This window comes from Streptomyces sp. NPDC058307, assembly GCF_042880295.1.
GTDB lineage: Bacteria > Actinomycetota > Actinomycetes > Streptomycetales > Streptomycetaceae > Streptomyces.
The window spans coordinates 26,640-45,048 of record NZ_JBHVYZ010000013.1; the positions used below are offsets into that span (position 1 = coordinate 26,640).

An 18,409-nucleotide genomic window follows, 5' to 3' on the forward strand; every position below is an offset into this window, starting at 1 on the left:
CCCCCCGCGCGTCGTCCCGCTACTTCACCACGCTCAGCGACAGCGCGAACCGGCCCTCGCTGTCCGTCCACCAGTGCGCCAACTCCAGGCCCGCGGCGGCCAGTTCACCGCGGACGCCCTCCTTGCGGAACTTCGCCGAGATCTCGGTGTACAGCTCCTCGCCCGCCGCGAAGTCGACGGCCAGGTCGAGCGCCGGGACCTTCACGGTCTGGTCCGTACGGGACCGCAGCCGCATCTCGATCCACTCGTTCTCGGCGTCCCAGAGGGCCACGTGGTCGAAGGCCCCGGGATCGAAGTCGGCGCCCAGTTCGCGGTTGACGACGGTCAGGACGTTCTTGTTGAACGCGGCCGTCACTCCGGCCGCGTCGTCGTACGCCCTGACCAGCACGTTCTCGTCCTTGACCAGGTCCGTGCCGAGCAGCAGCGCGTCACCGCGGGAGAGCAGGGAGCGTACGGAGGCGAGGAACGCGGCGCGCTCGACCGGCAGCAGGTTGCCGATCGTGCCGCCGAGGAAGGCCACCAGGCGGGGGCCCGGTGTCTGTGGCAGGGACAGACCGCCCGTGAAGTCGGCGATCAGCGCGTGCACGCTCAGCTCCGGCCGCTGGGCGATGAGCGCGTGCCCGGCCTGGGTGAGCGCGCTCTCGCTGACGTCGACCGGGACGTAGGTGTGCAGCCCGGTCAGCGCGTCGAGCAGATACCGGGTCTTCTCCGAGGAGCCGGAGCCCAGTTCGACCAGGGTGCGGGCACCGGTGGCCCGCGCGATCTCGCCGGAGCGCGCGACGAGGATCTCCCGTTCGGCGCGGGTCGGGTAGTACTCGGGCAACTCGGTGATCTGCTCGAAGAGTTCGCTGCCGTGGGCGTCGTAGAACCACTTCGGCGGCAGTGCCTTGGGCGTGTGCGTCAGGCCCTTGAGGACGTCGGCGCGCAGGGCGGCCTCGGTGGCGTCCTCGGGCAGGGTGCGGGTCAGCAGGAACGGACTCACGTGCGGGGCTCCTTGAGTGGTTCCAGGGACTTGAGGGGGGTCAGCAGGACGTCGGTGCGGCTCGCCGTGAGCAGCGTGCGGTCCGGGACCTCCTGCCAGTGCGGATCGTCGTCGTACGGCTCGGAGACCACGACCGTGCCCGCGCCGGGGCGTTGGAGGTACCAGAGGGTGTCGCCCCAGGCGGTCGCCGCGATGGACTCCCCGTTGGTCAGCAGCAGGTTGAGCCGGGAGCCGGGGGCCGCCTCGGCGACCTCCAGGACGGTGTCGGCCAGCGCCTGGCCCTCCTCGTCGCCGCCGCGCAGCCGGTTCAGGACCAGGGCCCACACGAACGCCGAGTCGTTGCGGGCCTCCATCGACAGAAGATCCGCCGGGGGCACAGCGGTGGTCAGGGAGGCCAGGGAACCCGGCCAGCCCTTGACCGCGCCGTTGTGGCTGAACAACCAGGGACCCGAGGCGTACGGTGCCGCGGCGGCCTCGGCGTCGGCTCCCGCGAGGGTCGCGTCCCGTACGGCGGCCAGGATCGCCGTGCTTTTCACCACCCGGGCGAGATCGGCGAAGGACAGGTCGGCCCAGATGGGCCCGGCCCGCCGGTACCGCGCCGGTTCCGGGTCGTCCTCGGCGTACCAACCGACTCCGAAACCATCGGCGTTGACGGTGCCGTACCGCTGCCGCCTGGGCGCCCAGGACTGGCGGTACAGGCTGTGCGGGGGCTCCACGAGGAGCCGGCCGAGCGGCACCTCGGGGCCCAGGTAGGCCAGGTGACGGCACATCAGACGGCTCCCGCGGAACGGGCCGTGCGGAAGCCGGAGAAGATCTGCCGCCGGATCGGATAGTCCCAGTTGCGGAACGTGCCCCGGCAGGCCACCGCGTCCACGGCGAACGAACCGCCGCGCAGCACCTTGTGGTCGGGGCCGAAGAACACCTCCGAGTACTCCTTGTACGGGAACGCCTGGAACCCGGGGTAGGGCTCGAAGTCGCTCGCCGTCCACTCCCATACGTCACCGATCAACTGGCGTACTCCGAGTGGTGATTCGCCCTCCGGGTAGCTTCCGGCGGGGGCGGGACGCAGGTGCCGCTGGCCCAGGTTCGCGTGCTCCGGCGCCGGATCGGCGTCGCCCCACGGGTAGCGGGTCGAGCGGTTGCCGGCCGGGTCGTGGCGGGCCGCCTTCTCCCACTCCGCCTCGGTGGGCAGCCGCCGTCCGGCCCAGCGGGCGTAGGCGTCGGCCTCGTACCAGGACACGTGGACCACCGGCTCGTCGGGCGGCACGACCTCGGTGACGCCGAAGCGGCGCCTCAGCCACTGCTTGCCGTCACGGCTCCAGAACAGCGGGGCGTGGATGGAGTTCTTGCGGATGTGTGCCCACCCGGCCGTGGCCCACCAGCGCTCGGTGTCGTAGCCGCCGTCCGCGATGAACGCCTGGTACTCGGCGTTCGTCACCGGAGTGGTGTCGATGTAGAAGGGGTCCACCTCGCGCCGGTGCGCGGGGCGTTCGTTGTCCAGGGCCCACGGCTCGTCGGAGGTGCCCATGGTGAACGGGCCACCGGGGACGAGGACTTCGGCCGGGCCGGTGAACAGCGGGGCCGGTTCCGGGTCCGGGGCGGTCAGGGCCTGCGGTCCCTTGCGGAGCTGATGGGTGATCAGCATGGTCTCGTCGTGCTGCTGTTCGTGCTGCGCGACCATCCCGAAGGCGAACCCGGCCTCGGTGAGCCGGGTACCGTGCAGCGCGGTGCCCTCCAGGACGTCCAGGACCCGTCCCCGGACCTCCGCCGCGTAGCGCCGGGACTCGGCGGGCGACAGCAGGGGCAGGGTGGGGCGTTCGGAGCGCGGGTGCTCGAAGGCGTCGTAGATGCCGTCGATCTCGGGCCGTATCGCCTCCTGCCCGGCGACGGTCCGCAGCAGCCACTGCTCCTCCTGGTTGCCGATGTGGGCGAGGTCCCACACGAGCGGCGACATCAGCGGCGAGTGCTGGGCGGTCAGGTCGGGGTCCTCGACGCAGCTGGTGAGGAGTGTCGTACGGTCCCGGGCGGTGACCAGGGTGGCCACGGCCCGCTCGCGGAAGGTCTCGGGATCGACGGACAGGTCGACAGTGGGGTCGGTCATGTGCGGATTTCCCTCCCGAGCGAACCGTGCGTCCGGTCCAGCAGATCGTCGGCGGGGCAGCGGCCCCGGATCACATAGCGGTGCAGAAACGCCCCCACGGCGTCCGTGACCCCGGTGGTGGCGCCGAGCCGGGGCAGGGCCTCCAGGGCCGCCGAGAAACAGGCGACCGCCGCCTCGTGCAGCTCGGGGTCGGCCAGGCCGTGGCGGGCCGCGTCGATCCACAGCGGATTGTGCGGCGCGGGCATCGACAGGGCGCGCTCGGTCAGCGGCTTCACCGCCCGGTAGGCGGTCTCGGCGGCCTCCGGGTCGTCGAAGAGCGCCGCCGTCACGGCGAGCGGGACGATCCAGCCGTCCTCGCCGGGCTGGGCGTCCATCATGCGCAGTTCGAGATGGCCGCGCGGCCGGACCGGCGGGAACAGGGTCGAGATGTGGTAGTCGAGATCCTCCCGGGTCGGTCGCCGGGGCGCCCCCGACCTGGCCCACTCCCGGAAGGAGAGCCCCTCCGGGACGTCCCAGGGGCCGCTGTCCCGCCGTATGCACATCACGGGTGCGTCCAGGACGTGCCTGGTCCAGGCACCGCGGGGGTCGGCGTCCAGGTCGGGACCGCCCGCCCGGTCCTTGCCGATCTCCGTCCACAGCAGCTGGCGGGTCGAGAGCCAGCCGGTGGGCTCGGACTCGGCGAGCGGGGAGTTGGCGAAGGCGGCCACCAGGACCGGGCCCAGCTGGTGCGCCAGCCACCAGCGGCGTCCCAGGCCCAGCGGGCCGGGCTCCTCGTGGCCGGCGTCGACGCACACCTGCACGGAGGCCGAGGTGCACATCATGGCGCGGCCGGCGGGTCCGGTGCGGTCGAGGCAGGTCTCCATGGCGTCGTAGCGCGGTTCCCGCAGGTATCTGCGGGGCGGGTGCCAGGGGTCGTGGCCGAGGCCGACGAGGCCGAGCCCGTGCTCGGCCAGGGCCGCCCGGACGGCGGCGAGGTCGGCGGAGACGGTACCGATGCACTCCATCAGGGAGTCGGCGGGCTGCGAGCTCAGCTCCAGCTGGCCGCCGGGTTCGACGGTGAGCGCCGACGTCAGGGGTACGGTCCGCAGTGCGGCGTAGGCCGCCGCGAGTCGTTCGGGTGTGACGGGGAGCCGAGGGCTGCTCAGCTCATGGACGAGCCATTCCACTTCCACCCCGATACGGCGGGGCGGGCCGGTCTTGAAGCAGATGCCGCGGACCAGGGCCTCGATCTCTGCTTCGGGGAGCGACGTACGGGGCTTCGTACAGTCGCTTAGTGAGTCGGACATGTCGGGATCCTCCTGAGATTCCACCATGCCACCGGTCCGGAAATCAGGTAGGCCGGACCGGCAACGCTCGTACCACCCAAGACCCTCATCTCGTTCCGCACAAGGGGGCCCTTCCTCGCATTAGGGGCTGTGGATCTCCGTTTCCCAGGGTTTTCAAGGTGTTTTACGGTTGTGCCCGGCCTCGAAAACTCGTTTGCGCCGTATCCCCGGCATCACCGACCATTCCTGTATGGGCACGACGGGGGAGACCGCGCGGCGTGCGGTCATGGCGCTCACGGGGGTGGCGCCATGAGCGCACGTCTGCGCGGGATCGCGCAGGAGACGGAACGGATCGTCGCGGCGGGGCACTATCGCGCGCCGGACGGGCGCGAGGTCTCCGTGGCCGCCGGGATCGAGGCGGCGCGAGCGGGGACGCGGATGTACGGACCGGAACCCGTGCAGGTGCAGGCCTTCGCCGCCGTGGACACGCTCGTCGAGGTCACGGGCGAGAGCAGCCTGGAAGCGGCCCGTCGGCTGGGCGGCCGGCCGGCCGTGCTGAACTTCGCCTCGGCCCGCAATCCGGGCGGCGGCTATCTGAACGGCGCCCAGGCCCAGGAAGAGGCCCTGTGCCGCGCCTCCGCGCTCTACACCTGCCAGTTACGGGCCCGCGCGTTCTACGACCATCACCGGACCCACCGCGACCCGTTCTACACGGACCGCGTCATCCACTCGCCCGGCGTACCGGTGTTCCGGGACGATCACGGCCGTCTGCTGGAGTCGGCGCCCCTCGTCGGGTTCCTGACGGCGGCCGCCCCGAACGCCGGGGTGGTGCGGCGCACGGCGCCCGAGCGGGCCGCCGACCTGCCGCGGGCCCTCGCGGCACGCGCCGAGCAGGTCCTGGCGGTGGCCGTGGCGCAGGGCTACCGGCGGCTGGTGCTGGGCGCCTGGGGTTGCGGGGTCTTCCAGAACGACCCCGCGCAGGTGGCGGGGGCGTTCCGGACGCTCCTCGGGCCCGGCGGACGGTTCGCCGGTGCCTTTGAGCACGTGGTGTTCGGGGTGCTGGACCGGACGCGGGGCGCGGTGGTGCGTGCGGTTTTCGAACAGACGTTCACTGTCGAGCGGTTGCTCCAGAAGGGTTGACCGTCAGGTCCAGCCGTACCGCTCGTGCAGCCGCTGCCTGACCAGATTGAACCGCCCCCGGTCCAGCGCGCACGCCTCCCGGCGCATGCCCTCCTCGTGGAGGCGCAGGACCCGGTCGACGTCCACCCAGGAGTCCCGTCCGGTCCGGTCCCAGGGCCCGCTGCCGATCGGCACCCACTCCCGGTCCCCGTCGTGCCGCTTGCTCGACAACTGCACGGCGAGGAAGGTGCCGGCCGCCTCCCGGGCGACCACGAGCACGGGACGGTCCTTGCCGCGTCCGTCGTTCTCCTCGAAGGGCACCCAGGTCCACACGATCTCGCCGGGATCGGGGTCGCCGTCGTGCGCGGGGGAGTACTCGGTGCGCACGCTGCCCACCTCGCGCGGGTCGGCCTCGGTGGTGGCGGTGGCGCCGAAGCGGCCGGGGACGTTCTCATCGGTAAACGCAGTCACGGGGGAACCTTAAGGCGTCCCGAACCGGGGTGAGGGTACGGTCGGTCGGATGAACGCAACCTCGGCCGCGACGGCGAGCGCGGTCACCTTCGTGTGGCTCGGGATGGTGCTGGCGATCTCCTTCCTGGAGGCGCCGCTGAAGTTCCGCGCCCCGGACGTGAGTGTCCGGATCGGTCTGGGGACCGGGCGCCTGGTCTTCCGGGCCCTGAACCTCGTGGAGTGCGTCCTGGCCGCCGTGGTCGTCGTCGCGGTGGCCGCAGGTGACGCACCGGGGCGCGTCATCGCCTGGACCGCGGCCGCGATGGCCGTGCTCATCGTCCAACTGGCCCTCGTCCGCCCCCGCTTGAACCGCCGCTCCGACCGTGTCCTGGCCGGCGAGGACCTGCCCCGCTCGCGCGGCCACCTCCTCTACGTCGCCTTCGAGGCGGCCAAGGTCGTCGCGCTGCTCGGCCTGGGCGTCACGTTGTCGGGACTGTGAACTGTCAAAGTTGTCAACACAGGTCGGCCGGGGTCCCTTTCCTCAAGGACCCCCGCCGCCCAGCACGGTTATCCGGGTCCGGCGCCGGAAGGGGCGCCGGGGGGGCGGCCCCCGGGACATAAGTGGGGTTGTGGGGCTTGTCAAGTCTAATTGTTTAAAACACTGGTGGGCGGGGGCCCCTTCCCACACGCACCCGCGCCGACCTGCCCGTTACTCCTGGACCGGCACCTTCTGGGCCGCCGGAGGGACGACCCCGTTCAATGAAGTGCTGTTGACGCTCTGCCCGTTCTGGTTCATCGACGCCAGCAGCTGGCGTGCCAGCCCCAGACCGGTGCCGCCCATGGTGAGCGCCTTGGCGAACATGTCCGCCATGCCGTCGGCGCCGTTGAGGATCACCATGTTGTCGGCGTTGCCGAATGCGGACGCACCGGCCCTGACGATCTCCGGCCAGTTCTCGGCGAGTTGCTGGGCGACGACCGCCTCCTGGTTCTCGGCGAGGGCGGCGGCGCGGGCCTTGATGCTTTCCGCCTCCGCGAGACCCTTCGCCCTGGCCGCCGCGGCCTCCGCGAGACCCTTGGCCTGAGCCGCCGCGGCCTCCGCCTCACCGGTGGCCCGGGTGGAGGCCGCCATGGCCGTACCGCGGGCCTTGGTCGCCTCGGCCTCGGCCATCGCGGCCGTCTTGACCCGGGTGGCCTCGGCCGCCGCGGCGAGCTCGGTCTCCTTCGCCTTGGCCTCGGCCCCGGAGATCCGCGCGTCGCGCTCGGCCTCGGCGAGCGTGCGCTTCTCGTAGGCCTTGGCGTCCGCCGGCTTGCGGACGTCCGCCTGGAGCTGCTGCTCCCGCCGGTTCGCCTCGAGTTCGGCGATCCGGGTCTCCTGGACGACGACCTCCTGGCGGGCCGCGGCGTCGGCGAGCGGACCGGCCTGGCGCGCCTTGGCACCCGCCTTGTCCCGCTCGGCCTGGTAGCCGGCCTGGAGGATCTCGCTGTCCCGGGTGGCCTGCGCCATCCGGGCGTACGCCTGCTGCTCGGCCTCGGTGGCCAGCCGGTTCGCCTCCGCCTGCGCGATCCGCGCGTCCCGCTGGACGGCGGCCGCGTGGGGCATCGCCAGGTTCTGCATGTACCCGGTCGGGTCCTCGATCTCGTGGATCTGCAGCGAGTCCACGATCAGACCCAGCTTCTCCATCTCCGTGCCGCAGGCCGCCCGGGTCTGCCCGGTGAGCTTCTCCCGGTCGCGGATCATGTCCTCGACCGTCAACCCGCCCACGATGGACCGGAGATGACCGGCGAACACGTTGTGCACGCGCTCCGACATCAGCTTCTGCTGGTCGAGGAAGCGACGGGCCGCGTTGGCGATCGACACGAAGTCGTCGCCCACCTTGAAGATGACCACGCCCCGCACCTTGAGCGGAATGCCCTGGTGGGTCACGCAGTCCACGTGCAGTTCGGTCTCGTTCAGGTCGAGCGACATCTTGCGCACCGCCTGCACACCGGGCAGCACCAGCGTGCCGCGCCCGGTGACGATGCGGAATCCCATGCCCGCCTCAAGACCCTCGGTCTTGTGGTTGGACCCGGAGATGACCAGTGCCTCGTTGGGTTCCGCGACACGCCACATCAGCTTGAACAGACCGATCAGAACGGCGATGGCAGCTACGGCCACCCCCGCAACGACGCCGACAATCATCGGCATACGCCCCCTTTGCATGGTGCCCTTTCGGCACCGAACGAAGGGAGTGTGCGCCTCTTCGAGGCCGCGGTGAAGACGCCGGCGGATCCTTGTCGAAACCTTGATACACGCCTCTCACCTGCGCGTGAGCAGGCTCAACTGTCGTACGCCGACTGCACGTAGACCGTCCTCGGCGGCAGGTACTCCACCACCGTCACCACCGTGCCCCGCTCGATCCGGTCCGTGCCGGTGACGGGGTAGGCGAGGAAGTGCTCGGCGCCGCCCCGTACCCGGACGATCACCTCGCCGACGAGCCCCGGCCCGATCGTCCCCGTGACCCGCCCCATGAGCCCGACCATCGACGCATCGTCCATGGTCACAGGGTACGGGCGGAACACCGTCAGGCGGCCGGGGAATCCACGGCAGCCGCCTGGGGCGGCCACGTCTCGTGCCAGCGCAGCTCGTCCTCCAACTGCGCCGCCAGCGACAGCAGAAGCGGCTCGCTGTTCGCGGGTCCGAGCAACTGCGCCCCGACGGGCAGTCCGCCGTCGACGAACCCGGTGGGCACATTGACCCCGGGCCATCCCAGCACGTTCCACGGCCAGGCGTACGGACAGGCCGCGATCATCGCCCGGTCGGTGGCCAGGCCGCCCAGCTCCAGCATCGCCCCGATGCGCGGCGGGGGAGCGGCCGTCGTCGGGGCGAGGACGACGTCGTACGCCGTGAAGAACCCGCCGATACGGCGGTGCAGGACAGCCTCCGCGCGCCGCGCCGCCCTGAGCGGGACCCCGCCGAGCAGTCCGCCGAGCCGGGCCGCGTCCCGGGTGCGGCGGTCCAGGAGCGCGGGGAAGGGCGCCTCGCGGACCCGTTCGGCGATTCCGGCCGTGGCGCGTGGGATGAAGGTGAGCCCGATCTGCCCGTACGGCGGATCGGCCTCCTCGACCAGATGTCCCAACGCGCTCAGCCTCTCGGCGAGTTCGACGACCCGCGCCCGCACCTCCGGCTGGAGCCGGGCGGGCAGCGCGGTGAACGGCGGCTTCAGGGCGAGCGCGATGCGCAGCCGGCCGGGGTCGCGGCCGACCGCCGCGGCCGCGTCGACGGCAGGCGGCCGATGCGGGTCCAGGGGGTGGTTGCCGGCGGCCGCGTCGAGGAGGAGGGCCGCGTCGGCGACCGTGCGGGCCAGCGTGCCGTTGACCGTGATGCCCTGGAAGGACTCGCCGCGCGGCCAGGTCGAGATGCGGCCGCGCTGCGGCTTGATGCCGACGAGGTGGGTCCAGGAGGCGGGGATCCGTACCGAGCCGGCCCCGTCCGAGCCGAGCGCGGCGGGCACGAGACCGGCGGCGACGGCCGCGGCGGACCCGCCGGACGAGCCGCCCGGGGTGTGCTGCGGGCTCCATGGGTTGCGGGTCGCGCCGAAGGCCGGCCCCTCGGTGAACGGCCACTGCCCGAACTCGCAGGTGTTGGTCTTGCCGACAATCACGGCTCCGGCCGCGCGCAGCCGCCGTACCGCCTCACCGTCCCTGGCGACCGCAGGGAACTCCCCCCGGCAGCCGAACGCGGTGGGCTCACCGGCCACGTCCATGTCGTCCTTGACGGCGACGGGCACCCCGAGCAGCGGTTTCCGTACTCCGGCGGCCAGTTGGGCGTCCGCGGCCTCCGCCTCGGCGAGCGCGGCGTCCGTCCGTACGATCCGGAAGGCGTTGAGGGAGCCCTGGGAGGCCTCGATCCGGGCCAGGGTCTGCTCGACGAGCGCACGGGAGGTGATCGTGCCGTCGGCCAGTGCGCGGGCGGTCTCCACCAGGCCTGCGGAACGGTCGTACGTCATACGGGCACCTCCGGGACTCCGTGACGAGGGTTGCCTACTGAACGGTAACGTCGGAAAGCGCTTTGTCGGAACGCCTTCCGGCGAGAGCGGCGGTTCGGCAGGCGCCACAGCCATCTCACAGCGCCCAGCAGGTCATGCGCAAAGCATTGACGCGTTCGGGTCACAGCCCTACCTTCTGATCGACTTTCCGAACCTCGTTCGGTATGTCGGACATTTCGAGCCGCGTTGTGTCCTTGCCCCAGGGAGAGCCGCCGTGACCACACGTCCCCCCACGCCGTCCCGCCGCACCCTGCTGCGCGCGATGGCGGCCCTGCCCGCCTCCGCGGTCCTGCTGGGCGAGCTGCCCGGCGCGGCCTTCGCCGCCGCCCCGGCGAGCGGTTCCGCGACCCGCTACACGATCGTGCCCTTCCTCAACAGCAACGACGGGACCGTCAACGTCTACCAGTCCGACGACGCCACGGACTTCCGGCTGCTCAAGTCCTCCGCCTACACACCGCCCAGCAACAGAATCCGCGACGCGAGCGTCTTCAAGCACACCGACGGCTACTACTACCTCACGTACACGACCCACACCTGGCAGGACGTCAGCACCACGATCGGCTTCGCACGCAGCTCCGACCGTGCCAACTGGACCTTCCTCTACGACTACACGGTCCCCCTCGCCGATCTGTCCCGCGCGTGGGCGCCGGAGTGGTTCGTCGACAGCGACGGCAGTGTGAACGTCATCGTGTCCTGCTCGCTCACCAGCGACGAGTGGATCTTCACGCCGTACCGGCTGAGGGCGACCAACTCCACCTTGACGGCTTGGAGTTCACCCGTGGCCCTGTCCGGGATCGGCCCGAACCACATCGACACGTACCTTGTGAAGACCGGCTCGACCTACCACGCCTTCACGAAGAACGAGACGACGAAGTACATCGAGTACGCGACGGCGTCGTCTCTTACGGGCCCCTACACGATCTCCAGGACCGGCGACTGGGCCGGCTGGGGCAGTTACCGCGAGGGCCCGTCCGTGATCCAGCTCGACAACGGCGGCTGGCGGATCTTCTTCGACGGCTACGGCGACGGGAACTACTACTACAGCGACAGCTACGACACCTTCGCGACCTGGTCGGCCCCGACGGCGCTGCCGGTGGTCTCCGGCACCGCCCGCCACTTCACGGTCATCAAGGAGACGATCTCCGGCGGCCCGTCGCTCGCCAAGAACGTCACCCGTTCCTTCCGGTCGGCCAACTACTCCACTCGGTACTGGCAGACCCAGTCCTCGCTGCTGAACCTCCCGGTGGTGACCAGCTCCAGCACGGCTGCCGAGAAGACGGCGTCCACCTTCACGGCCGTCGCGGGCCTCGCCGACCCGGGCGGCTACTCCTTCCGCGACTCCTCGGGCAACTACCTGCGCCACTGGGACTTCCGCGCTCGTTTCGACGCCAACGACGGCACGTCGACCTTCGCCAAGGACGCGACGTTCATCGCACGCACCGGCACGTCCTCGGGTGCGATCCGCTGGGAGTCGTACAACTACCCCGGGTACTACCTGCGCCACTACAACTACCAGCTGCGGCTGGAGCGGACGGCGGGGACGGACCTGTTCCGGCAGGACAGCTCGTTCGTGCCGGTGACGGCCTGGGGCTGAGCCGCACCGCTGTGGACCTGGGGAGGAGCATTGGCGGCAGCGGAGTAGTTCCCTCCAGTTCCTGCAACGGCCCAGCGTCCGCTGGGTCCCGTGTGCCCTCGCGGGGTGACGGTTCGCGTTCCGCCTGTCGTTCACCTCACGGGGAAGAAGGCCGGGGACGCGCTCTCTCCTGCGGGCCTCCGCCCCTGGTGGGGAGAAGGTTGCCGGAGGCCGCATACTCGGTGATCGTTGCGAACTGTGGGGCCCAGCACGCTGGGCGGGTTGAAGGGTGTGGGGGGATATGACCGACGTGGACGATCTGGCCGCTGTGGACGTGGTGGAGGATCCTGACACAACGGGGCGCCAAGGCGGTGCTCTGGGACAGTGGTTGCTGCGACACCGGGTGCAGGCGGTCAATCCGGCGGCGGAGGCAGGCGCCGGGGAGTCTCATGCCTGGTGGAAGGTGATGTGCCTGACCGGCGTCGACTACTTCTCCAGCCTGGCCTACGTGCCGGCGATCGCCGCGCTCGCGGCCGGTGCGGTCTCGCCGCTGGCCACGTTTCTGCTCGTGGTGCTGACCCTGGTGGGGATGCTGCCGATGTACCGGCGGGTGGCCGGCGAGAGTCCGCACGGAGCCGGATCGGTGGCGATGCTCGAGGACCTGCTGCCCTTCTGGCGGGGCAAACTGTTCGTCCTGGTCCTGCTCGGGTTCGTGGTGACCTCGTGGATCATCACCATCACCCTCTCCGCGGCCGACGCCTCCGTACATCTGGTGGAGAGTTCCTACGCCCCGCATGCTCTGCAAGGACATGAGGTCGTCATCACCGTGGCGCTCCTCGTGCTCCTCGGCGGGGTCTTCCTGCTCGGGTTCAGCGAAGCGGTGAGCGTGGCCATCCCTCTGGTCGCCGTCTTCCTCGCGCTCAACGCGGTGACCATCGGCGTCGGCCTGGTGGACGTGTTCACCAGCCCGGACGCCTTCTCGGCCTGGACCGGCGCACTCACCGAAGGCCGCGGGTTCGGCGACCTGGCCGAGCCCGCGCTGCTGGCCTTCCCGCTGCTGGTGCTGGGTCTGTCCGGTTTCGAGACCGGAGTGAGCATGATGCCGCTCATCTCCGCCGAGGGCGAGACCGCCGAGCAGCGGCTCACGTCCCGCATCCGCAACGCCCGCAGGCTGCTCACCACGGCCGCGCTCGTCATGAGCGTCTACCTGCTCGCCGCCAGTTTCGTGACCACCGTCCTCATCCCGCACAAGGAGTTCGAGGCGGGCGGTGCGGCCAACGGCCGGGCTCTGGCCTGGCTGGCCCACGAACACGTCGGAGAAGCCTTCGGCACCGCCTACGACATCAGCACCATTCTGATCCTCTGGTTCGCGGGCGCCTCCGCGATGGCCGGACTGGTCAACATCGTCCCGCGTTATCTCCCCGCCTACGGCATGGCCCCCGAATGGGGTCGAGCGGTGCGCCCCGTCGTCCTGGTCTACACGGTTCTGTGCGTCGTCATCACCATCGCCTTCGACGCCGACATCGACGCCCAGGCCGGCGCCTACGCCACCGGCATCCTCGCCATGATGGTCTCCGGGGCCTTCGCCGTCACCGTCTCCGCGCTGCGCCGCCGCCAACGCACCCTGTGCGTGGGATTCGCCGCGCTCACCGCGGTGCTGCTCTACGCGCTGGTGGCCAACATCATCGACAAGCCGGACGGCATCACCATCTCCGCGATGTTCATCGTCGGCATCATCATCATCTCGCTGGTCTCCCGCATCTCACGCACCACCGAACTGCGCGCGGACAAAATCGTGTTCGACGACGCCGCCCGCCAGTTCATCAGGGACACCCTCGCCCACGACAACGCCATCAACATCGTCGCCAACCGCCGGGAGGCCGGGGACGCCGCCGAGTACGCCGACAAGGAACGCGAACAGCGTGCCATCAACCCGGTGCCCGGTCTCGCCGACATCCTGTTCCTGGAGATCGACGTCGTCGACCCCTCCGACTTCAGCGAAACCCTCACCGTCCACGGCGTCGAAGTCGACGGGCACCGGATCCTGCGAGCCGAAGCGCCCGCGGCTCCGAACGCCATCGCCGCGATCCTTCTCACCCTCCACGACACCACCGGCGTCCAGCCGCACTGCTACTTCGCCTGGGCGGAGGGAAGCCCTCTGACTCACATGCTCCGCTACTTCCTCCTCGGACGCGGAGACACGGCCCCCGTCACCCGCGAGATCATCCGCCAGCACCAGCCCGACCCCGCCCGCCGCCCCGGCATCCACGTCGCAGGCTGACACCGCAGTGGGAAACCAGAGCCGACGGCACCTGGGCTCTCACGCCGAACCCAGTGGGTCCTGACTTGCAGGTTTCTTGACGAAAAGGGAGGACTGGACAGCTGACGCAGGGCAATGAGCGAGGAGTGAAACGCATCGCGATCGTCGTCCTCGCTCTGGCCGCCGGCACCGTGGCGGTTGTTGCCGCGGTCGGTCTCTCGCCCTGGTGGTGGGCCGCCGCCGTACCGCTCACCCTGCTGGGTCTGCTGGGTGCGGCGGACCTGTTGCAACGGCGGCATTCGGTGCTGCGCAACTATCCCGTTCTTGGCCATGCCCGCTTCCTTCTGGAGCGGATCCGCCCGGAGCTGCAGCAGTACTTCATCGAGCGGAACTTCGACGGGCGGCCCTTCGACCGTGATGTCCGCACCATCGTCTACGAGCGGGCGAAGGGCACCGACGCCGAGCAGCCGTACGGCACCGAACGGGACGTCTATCTGCCCGGCTACGAGTTCCTGGTGCCGTCGATGGCGCCGTGCCCGGTCCCGAAAACGCCCCCGCGGGTACGGATCGGCGGACCCGACTGCAGCCGTCCCTACGACATGGCGCTCCTGAACGTGTCGGCGATGAGCTTCGGCTCGCTGTCGTCCAACGCGATCCTCGCTCTCAACGGCGGCGCGGCGGCCGGGGGTTTCGCCCACGACACGGGGGAGGGCGGCCTGTCGGAGTACCACCTGAAGCCGGGCGGGGACCTGGTCTGGGAGATCGGCACCGGCTACTTCGGCTGCCGTACCCAGGACGGCGACTTCGACCCCGCCGAGTTCACCGAGAAGGCCGCCCACGATCACGTCAAGTGCGTGTCCCTGAAGCTCTCGCAGGGCGCCAAACCGGGCATCGGTGGCGTCCTGCCGGGGGCCAAGGTCAACGCCGAGATAGCGAAGGTGCGGGACGTGCCCGAGGGGCGGACGGTGATCTCACCCCCGTACCACAAGGTGTTCTCCACCCCGCGCGAACTGGTCCGCTTCATCGCCCGGATGCGCGAGCTCTCCGGTGGCAAGCCGACCGGATTCAAACTGTGCGTGGGCTCGCGCCAGCAGTTCCTCGCCGTGTGCAAGGCCATGCTGGCGGAGGGCACGGCCCCCGACTTCATCATCGTGGACGGCGGCGAGGGCGGCACCGGAGCCGCGCCCCTGGAGTTCGCCGACCACGTGGGCACCCCGCTGACCGAGGGCCTGCTCACGGTGCACAACGCCCTCGTCGGCGCGGGTCTGCGCGACCGCATAAGGATCGGAGCGAGCGGCAAGATCGCCACCGGTACCGATCTGGTGAAACGCCTGGTCCAGGGCGCCGACTACGGCAACGCGGCGCGGGCGATGATGTTCGCCGTCGGCTGCATCCAGGCTCAGCGCTGCCACACCAACACCTGCCCCACCGGCGTGACGACACAGGACCCCCGACGCGCCCGCGCCCTCGACGTCCGTGACAAGACGCCGCGCGTCCAGCGCTTCCAGGAGGCGACCGTGGCCAGCGCCCTGCAGCTCATGGCGTCCATGGGCGTCACCGACCCCGCCGACCTGCGTCCGCACATGCTGCGCCGGCGCATCGACCCCTACACCGAGCGCTCCTATGAGGAGTTGTACGAGTGGCTCGAACCGGGGCAGTTGCTCGCCGAGCCGCCTGCCGCCTGGGCGGCCGACTGGACCGCCGCCGACCCTGACCGATTCACCGTCTGAAAAACCGGAGGACTCACGTGGCCCGCACCGTCGCCCGCGTCATCGTGGACGCACTGAGCGAACTCGGCGTACACCAGGTGTTCGGCGTCGTGGGAGACGCGCTCAATCCCCTGACGGACGCCATTCGCACCACCGAGGACCTGGAGTGGGTGGGTTGCCGGCACGAGGAGGCGGCGGCCTTCGCCGCGAGCGCCCAGTCGCAGCTCTCGGGCACCCTCGGGGTCTGCATGGGCACGGTCGGACCCGGTTCCGTCCACCTGCTCAACGGACTGTACGACGCGGCCAAGAGCCACACCCCCGTCCTGGCGATCGCCGGGCAGGTGCCGCTCGCCGAACTGGGCACCGACTACTTCCAGGAAGTCGACAACGACGCCCTCTTCAGCGACGTCGCCGTCTTCCGCGCGACCATCACCTCTCCCGACCAGCTGCCGCAGATGCTCGAGACGGCGGTGCGCCACGCCCTGGGCCGCAAGGGCGTCGCCGTCCTGACCGTGCCCGGAGACCTGGGCGAGCGCGAACTGACGTCAGACCGCCCGGCCAGGTTCTCCCTGAACCCTCCGCTCAGCCGGCCGGAGGAATCCGCCGTACGGCACGCCGCCGAACTCCTGGACCGCTCCGAGCGGGTCACTCTGCTCGTCGGACGGGGTGCGCGCGCCGCGCGCGAGGACGTGCTGGCCCTGGCCGACCGGCTGGCCGCACCGATGGTGCTCACGCTCAAGGCCAAGGAGGGCTTCGAGGGCGACGCCAATCCGTTCCAGGTCGGCCAGACCGGGCTGATCGGCAACCCGGCCGCCGCGTCGGCCCTCCAGGACGCGGACACTCTGCTGCTCCTGGGGACCGACTTCCCCTACCGGGACTGGTATCCGGAGGGGAAGACCGTCATCCAGGTGGACACCGAGCCCGCCCACATCGGGCGGCGCGTGCCGGTCGACGTCGGTCTCGTCGGCGACACCGGCGTGACCGTCCGCGACCTCCTCACCCACCTCGCCGCAGCGCCCGCCGGGACGGACGGTGCCCGGGACCGCTCACACGTGGAGAAGGCACGTGAGCGTTTCGAGCGGTGGCGCGAGGGCCAGGCACGGCTGGCCGATCCGGCACACGACCGGGGCCTGCTCGGCCGGGTGCGTTCCTCGCTCGACAACCGCACCCACGACATCCGGCCGGAGGCGCTGGCGGCCGTGGTGGACCGGCTCGCCGACGAGAACGCCGTCTTCACCTCCGACACGGGCATGGCGACGGTGTGGCTCTCGCGGTTCGTCGAGATGCGGGGCGAGCGGCGGCTCATCGGCTCCTACAACCTCGGCTCCATGGCCAACGCGATGCCGCAGGCGCTGGGCGCGCAGTGCCTGGACCGCGAGCGGCAGGTCGTGGCGTTCTGCGGGGACGGCGGGCTGAGCATGCTCCTCGGCGACCTCATGACACTGAAGACGCACCACCTCCCCGTGAAGCTCGTCGTCTTCGACAACCGCCGTCTGGGCATGGTCAAACTCGAACAGGAACAGGCTGGACTGCCGGAGTTCGGCACCGTCCTGGACAACCCCGACTTCGCCGCCGTCGCCACCGCCATGGGCATCCCCGGGATCCGGGTGACCGACCCGGCCGACCTGGAGAAGGCCGTACGCCGCGCCTTCGACACTCCCGGCCCTGTGCTGCTCGACGTGCTCACCAACCCGGACGAGATCGCGGTGCCGGCCAAGCCGACCGTCGAGCAGGGCTGGGGGTTCGCCGTGGCCAAGGTGAAGGAGATCGTGCGCAGCCATGGGGACGACAGCACGCGCTGAGAGGGGCGGGCGGGCATCGGTGACCGTGGAGGGAACCGCTCGGGTCCAGCGTGATTGCGGGTGGACGGGGCACGCGGTCCAGCAGAAGCGGGGAACAGGAGATCGCTGATGTCGGAGCACGACGACAGGGCCCGGCCGTACGAGGACGAGGGGGCCCGGGTCGAGGCGGAGCTGCTCGACGGCCTCCGTGTGGACGAACGCCGGCCGGAGAAGCCGATCGTCCTGGACGCGGACGGAAGTCCGGTGGACACGTGGCTGGAGAACTACCCGTACGACCGGAAGGTGAAGCGGTCCGAGTACGAGAGGACCAAGCGCGTCCTGCAGATCGAGCTGCTGAAGATGCAGCGCTGGGTGAAGGAGACCGGACAGCGGGTGGTCGTGCTCTGCGAGGGCCGTGACGCGGCCGGCAAGGGCGGCACGATCCAGCGGTTCACCGAGCGGCTCAACCCGCGAGGCGCCCGCGTCGTGGCGCTGGAGAAGCCGACCGAGCGGGAAGCGGGGCAGTGGTACTTCCAGCGCTATGTGGCGCACCTGCCGTCCCGCGGTGAGATCGTCTTCTTCGACCGCTCCTGGTACAACCGGGCCGGCGTCGAGCGGGTGATGGGCTTTTGCACCGAGGCCGAGTACCGCACCTTCCTGGAGCAGGCCCCGTTGTTCGAGGAGATGCTGACCAGGGACGGCATCCTGTTGGTGAAGTTCTGGTTCTCGGTGTCCCAGGCCGAGCAGCGGACCCGTTTCGCGATCCGCACGGTCGACCCCGTACGCCGCTGGAAGCTCTCCCCCACGGATCTCGCCTCGCTCGACCTGTGGGACGAGTACACGGCGGCCAAGGTCGCCATGTTCCGGGCGACGGACACTCCACACGCCCCGTGGACCGTGGTGAAGAACAACGACAAGCGCCGCGGCCGGCTCGAAGCGATGCGCAGCCTCCTCGACCGCTGCGACTATCCCACCAAGGATCACGCGGCCGTGGGCAAGCCCGACCCCCTGATCGTGGGCGCCGCGAACACGCTGCTGGAGGCCGGCGAGGAACCCACCGACCTCTCCCCGACGCCCCTGACCGGATACGACCGCGGCCCCGGCAACCACCCGGCCAGGGCGGACGACGAGCAGCGCTGATCCA

At 70.6% G+C, this 18,409-nt stretch carries 15 protein-coding genes; 7 read left to right on the top strand and 8 right to left on the bottom strand.

Annotated elements, in window-relative coordinates; all coding sequences use genetic code 11:
* Positions 1-19: 19 nt before the first annotated feature.
* The 4 genes from egtD to egtA are packed head-to-tail and all read right to left on the bottom strand — an operon-like array spanning position 20 to position 4,369.
* Entirely contained in the window at positions 20-982 is a 963-nt protein-coding gene (egtD, locus tag ACFVYN_RS12255) for an L-histidine N(alpha)-methyltransferase (protein ID WP_389996325.1), read from the bottom strand.
* Positions 979-1,752 (bottom strand): ergothioneine biosynthesis protein EgtC, encoded by a 774-nt coding sequence (egtC, locus tag ACFVYN_RS12260; protein WP_389996328.1) that lies wholly within the window; start codon positions 1,750-1,752, stop codon positions 979-981. The genes egtD and egtC overlap by 4 nt, the downstream gene beginning before the upstream one ends.
* Positions 1,752-3,083, bottom strand: a complete 1,332-nt coding sequence (egtB, locus tag ACFVYN_RS12265; protein WP_389996331.1) for an ergothioneine biosynthesis protein EgtB — start codon at positions 3,081-3,083, stop codon at positions 1,752-1,754. Before egtB ends, egtC begins: the two co-directional genes overlap by 1 nt.
* Positions 3,080-4,369, bottom strand: coding sequence for an ergothioneine biosynthesis glutamate--cysteine ligase EgtA (egtA, locus tag ACFVYN_RS12270; RefSeq protein ID WP_389996334.1), 1,290 nt, complete (start codon positions 4,367-4,369; stop codon positions 3,080-3,082). The genes egtB and egtA overlap by 4 nt, the downstream gene beginning before the upstream one ends.
* A 288-nt stretch (positions 4,370-4,657) precedes the next feature.
* Between egtA and ACFVYN_RS12275 the strand changes: the two genes are divergently transcribed.
* Positions 4,658-5,488: a TIGR02452 family protein gene (locus ACFVYN_RS12275; protein WP_389996337.1), complete on the top strand. Its 831-nt coding sequence runs from the start codon at positions 4,658-4,660 to the stop codon at positions 5,486-5,488.
* Between the two features lie 3 nt (positions 5,489-5,491).
* Here ACFVYN_RS12275 and ACFVYN_RS12280 read toward each other — a convergent pair whose 3' ends face one another.
* Positions 5,492-5,938 carry a type II toxin-antitoxin system PemK/MazF family toxin gene (locus tag ACFVYN_RS12280; protein ID WP_389996340.1) on the bottom strand — a complete coding sequence of 149 codons (447 nt, stop codon included), beginning with the start codon at positions 5,936-5,938 and terminating at the stop codon, positions 5,492-5,494.
* Between the two features lie 49 nt (positions 5,939-5,987).
* On the opposite strand from ACFVYN_RS12280, the gene ACFVYN_RS12285 reads away from it, so the two are divergent.
* The gene (locus tag ACFVYN_RS12285) at positions 5,988-6,416 is read left to right on the top strand and encodes a hypothetical protein (protein WP_389996343.1); all 429 of its coding nucleotides are present in this window, start codon (positions 5,988-5,990) and stop codon (positions 6,414-6,416) included.
* Positions 6,417-6,626: 210 nt separating this feature from the next.
* On the opposite strand, the gene ACFVYN_RS12290 is transcribed toward ACFVYN_RS12285, so the two are convergent.
* The 3 genes from ACFVYN_RS12290 to ACFVYN_RS12300 form a co-directional block, all read right to left on the bottom strand.
* Positions 6,627-8,102, bottom strand: coding sequence for a flotillin family protein (locus ACFVYN_RS12290; protein WP_389996346.1), 1,476 nt, complete (start codon positions 8,100-8,102; stop codon positions 6,627-6,629).
* 131 nt (positions 8,103-8,233) lie between these two features.
* The gene (locus ACFVYN_RS12295) at positions 8,234-8,452 is read right to left on the bottom strand and encodes a hypothetical protein (RefSeq protein ID WP_389996348.1); all 219 of its coding nucleotides are present in this window, start codon (positions 8,450-8,452) and stop codon (positions 8,234-8,236) included.
* A gap of 26 nt (positions 8,453-8,478) precedes the next feature.
* A complete protein-coding gene (locus ACFVYN_RS12300; RefSeq protein WP_389996351.1) occupies positions 8,479-9,903 on the bottom strand; it encodes an amidase in 1,425 nt (474 codons plus the stop codon).
* 253 nt (positions 9,904-10,156) lie between these two features.
* On the opposite strand from ACFVYN_RS12300, the gene ACFVYN_RS12305 reads away from it, so the two are divergent.
* The 5 genes from ACFVYN_RS12305 to ppk2 all read left to right on the top strand — a co-directional run bounded on the left by ACFVYN_RS12305 (position 10,157) and on the right by ppk2 (position 18,405).
* Positions 10,157-11,536: a glycoside hydrolase family 43 protein gene (locus ACFVYN_RS12305; protein ID WP_389996354.1), complete on the top strand. Its 1,380-nt coding sequence runs from the start codon at positions 10,157-10,159 to the stop codon at positions 11,534-11,536.
* Between the two features lie 280 nt (positions 11,537-11,816).
* Positions 11,817-13,796: an amino acid transporter gene (locus ACFVYN_RS12310; protein ID WP_389996357.1), complete on the top strand. Its 1,980-nt coding sequence runs from the start codon at positions 11,817-11,819 to the stop codon at positions 13,794-13,796.
* 125 nt (positions 13,797-13,921) lie between these two features.
* Positions 13,922-15,505 carry an FMN-binding glutamate synthase family protein gene (locus tag ACFVYN_RS12315; protein ID WP_389996360.1) on the top strand — a complete coding sequence of 528 codons (1,584 nt, stop codon included), beginning with the start codon at positions 13,922-13,924 and terminating at the stop codon, positions 15,503-15,505.
* A 17-nt stretch (positions 15,506-15,522) separates the two neighbouring features.
* Positions 15,523-17,286 (top strand): thiamine pyrophosphate-dependent enzyme, encoded by a 1,764-nt coding sequence (locus ACFVYN_RS12320; RefSeq protein ID WP_389996362.1) that lies wholly within the window; start codon positions 15,523-15,525, stop codon positions 17,284-17,286.
* 108 nt (positions 17,287-17,394) lie between these two features.
* A complete protein-coding gene (gene ppk2 / locus ACFVYN_RS12325; RefSeq protein ID WP_389996365.1) occupies positions 17,395-18,405 on the top strand; it encodes a polyphosphate kinase 2 in 1,011 nt (336 codons plus the stop codon).
* Positions 18,406-18,409: the final 4 nt, after the last annotated feature.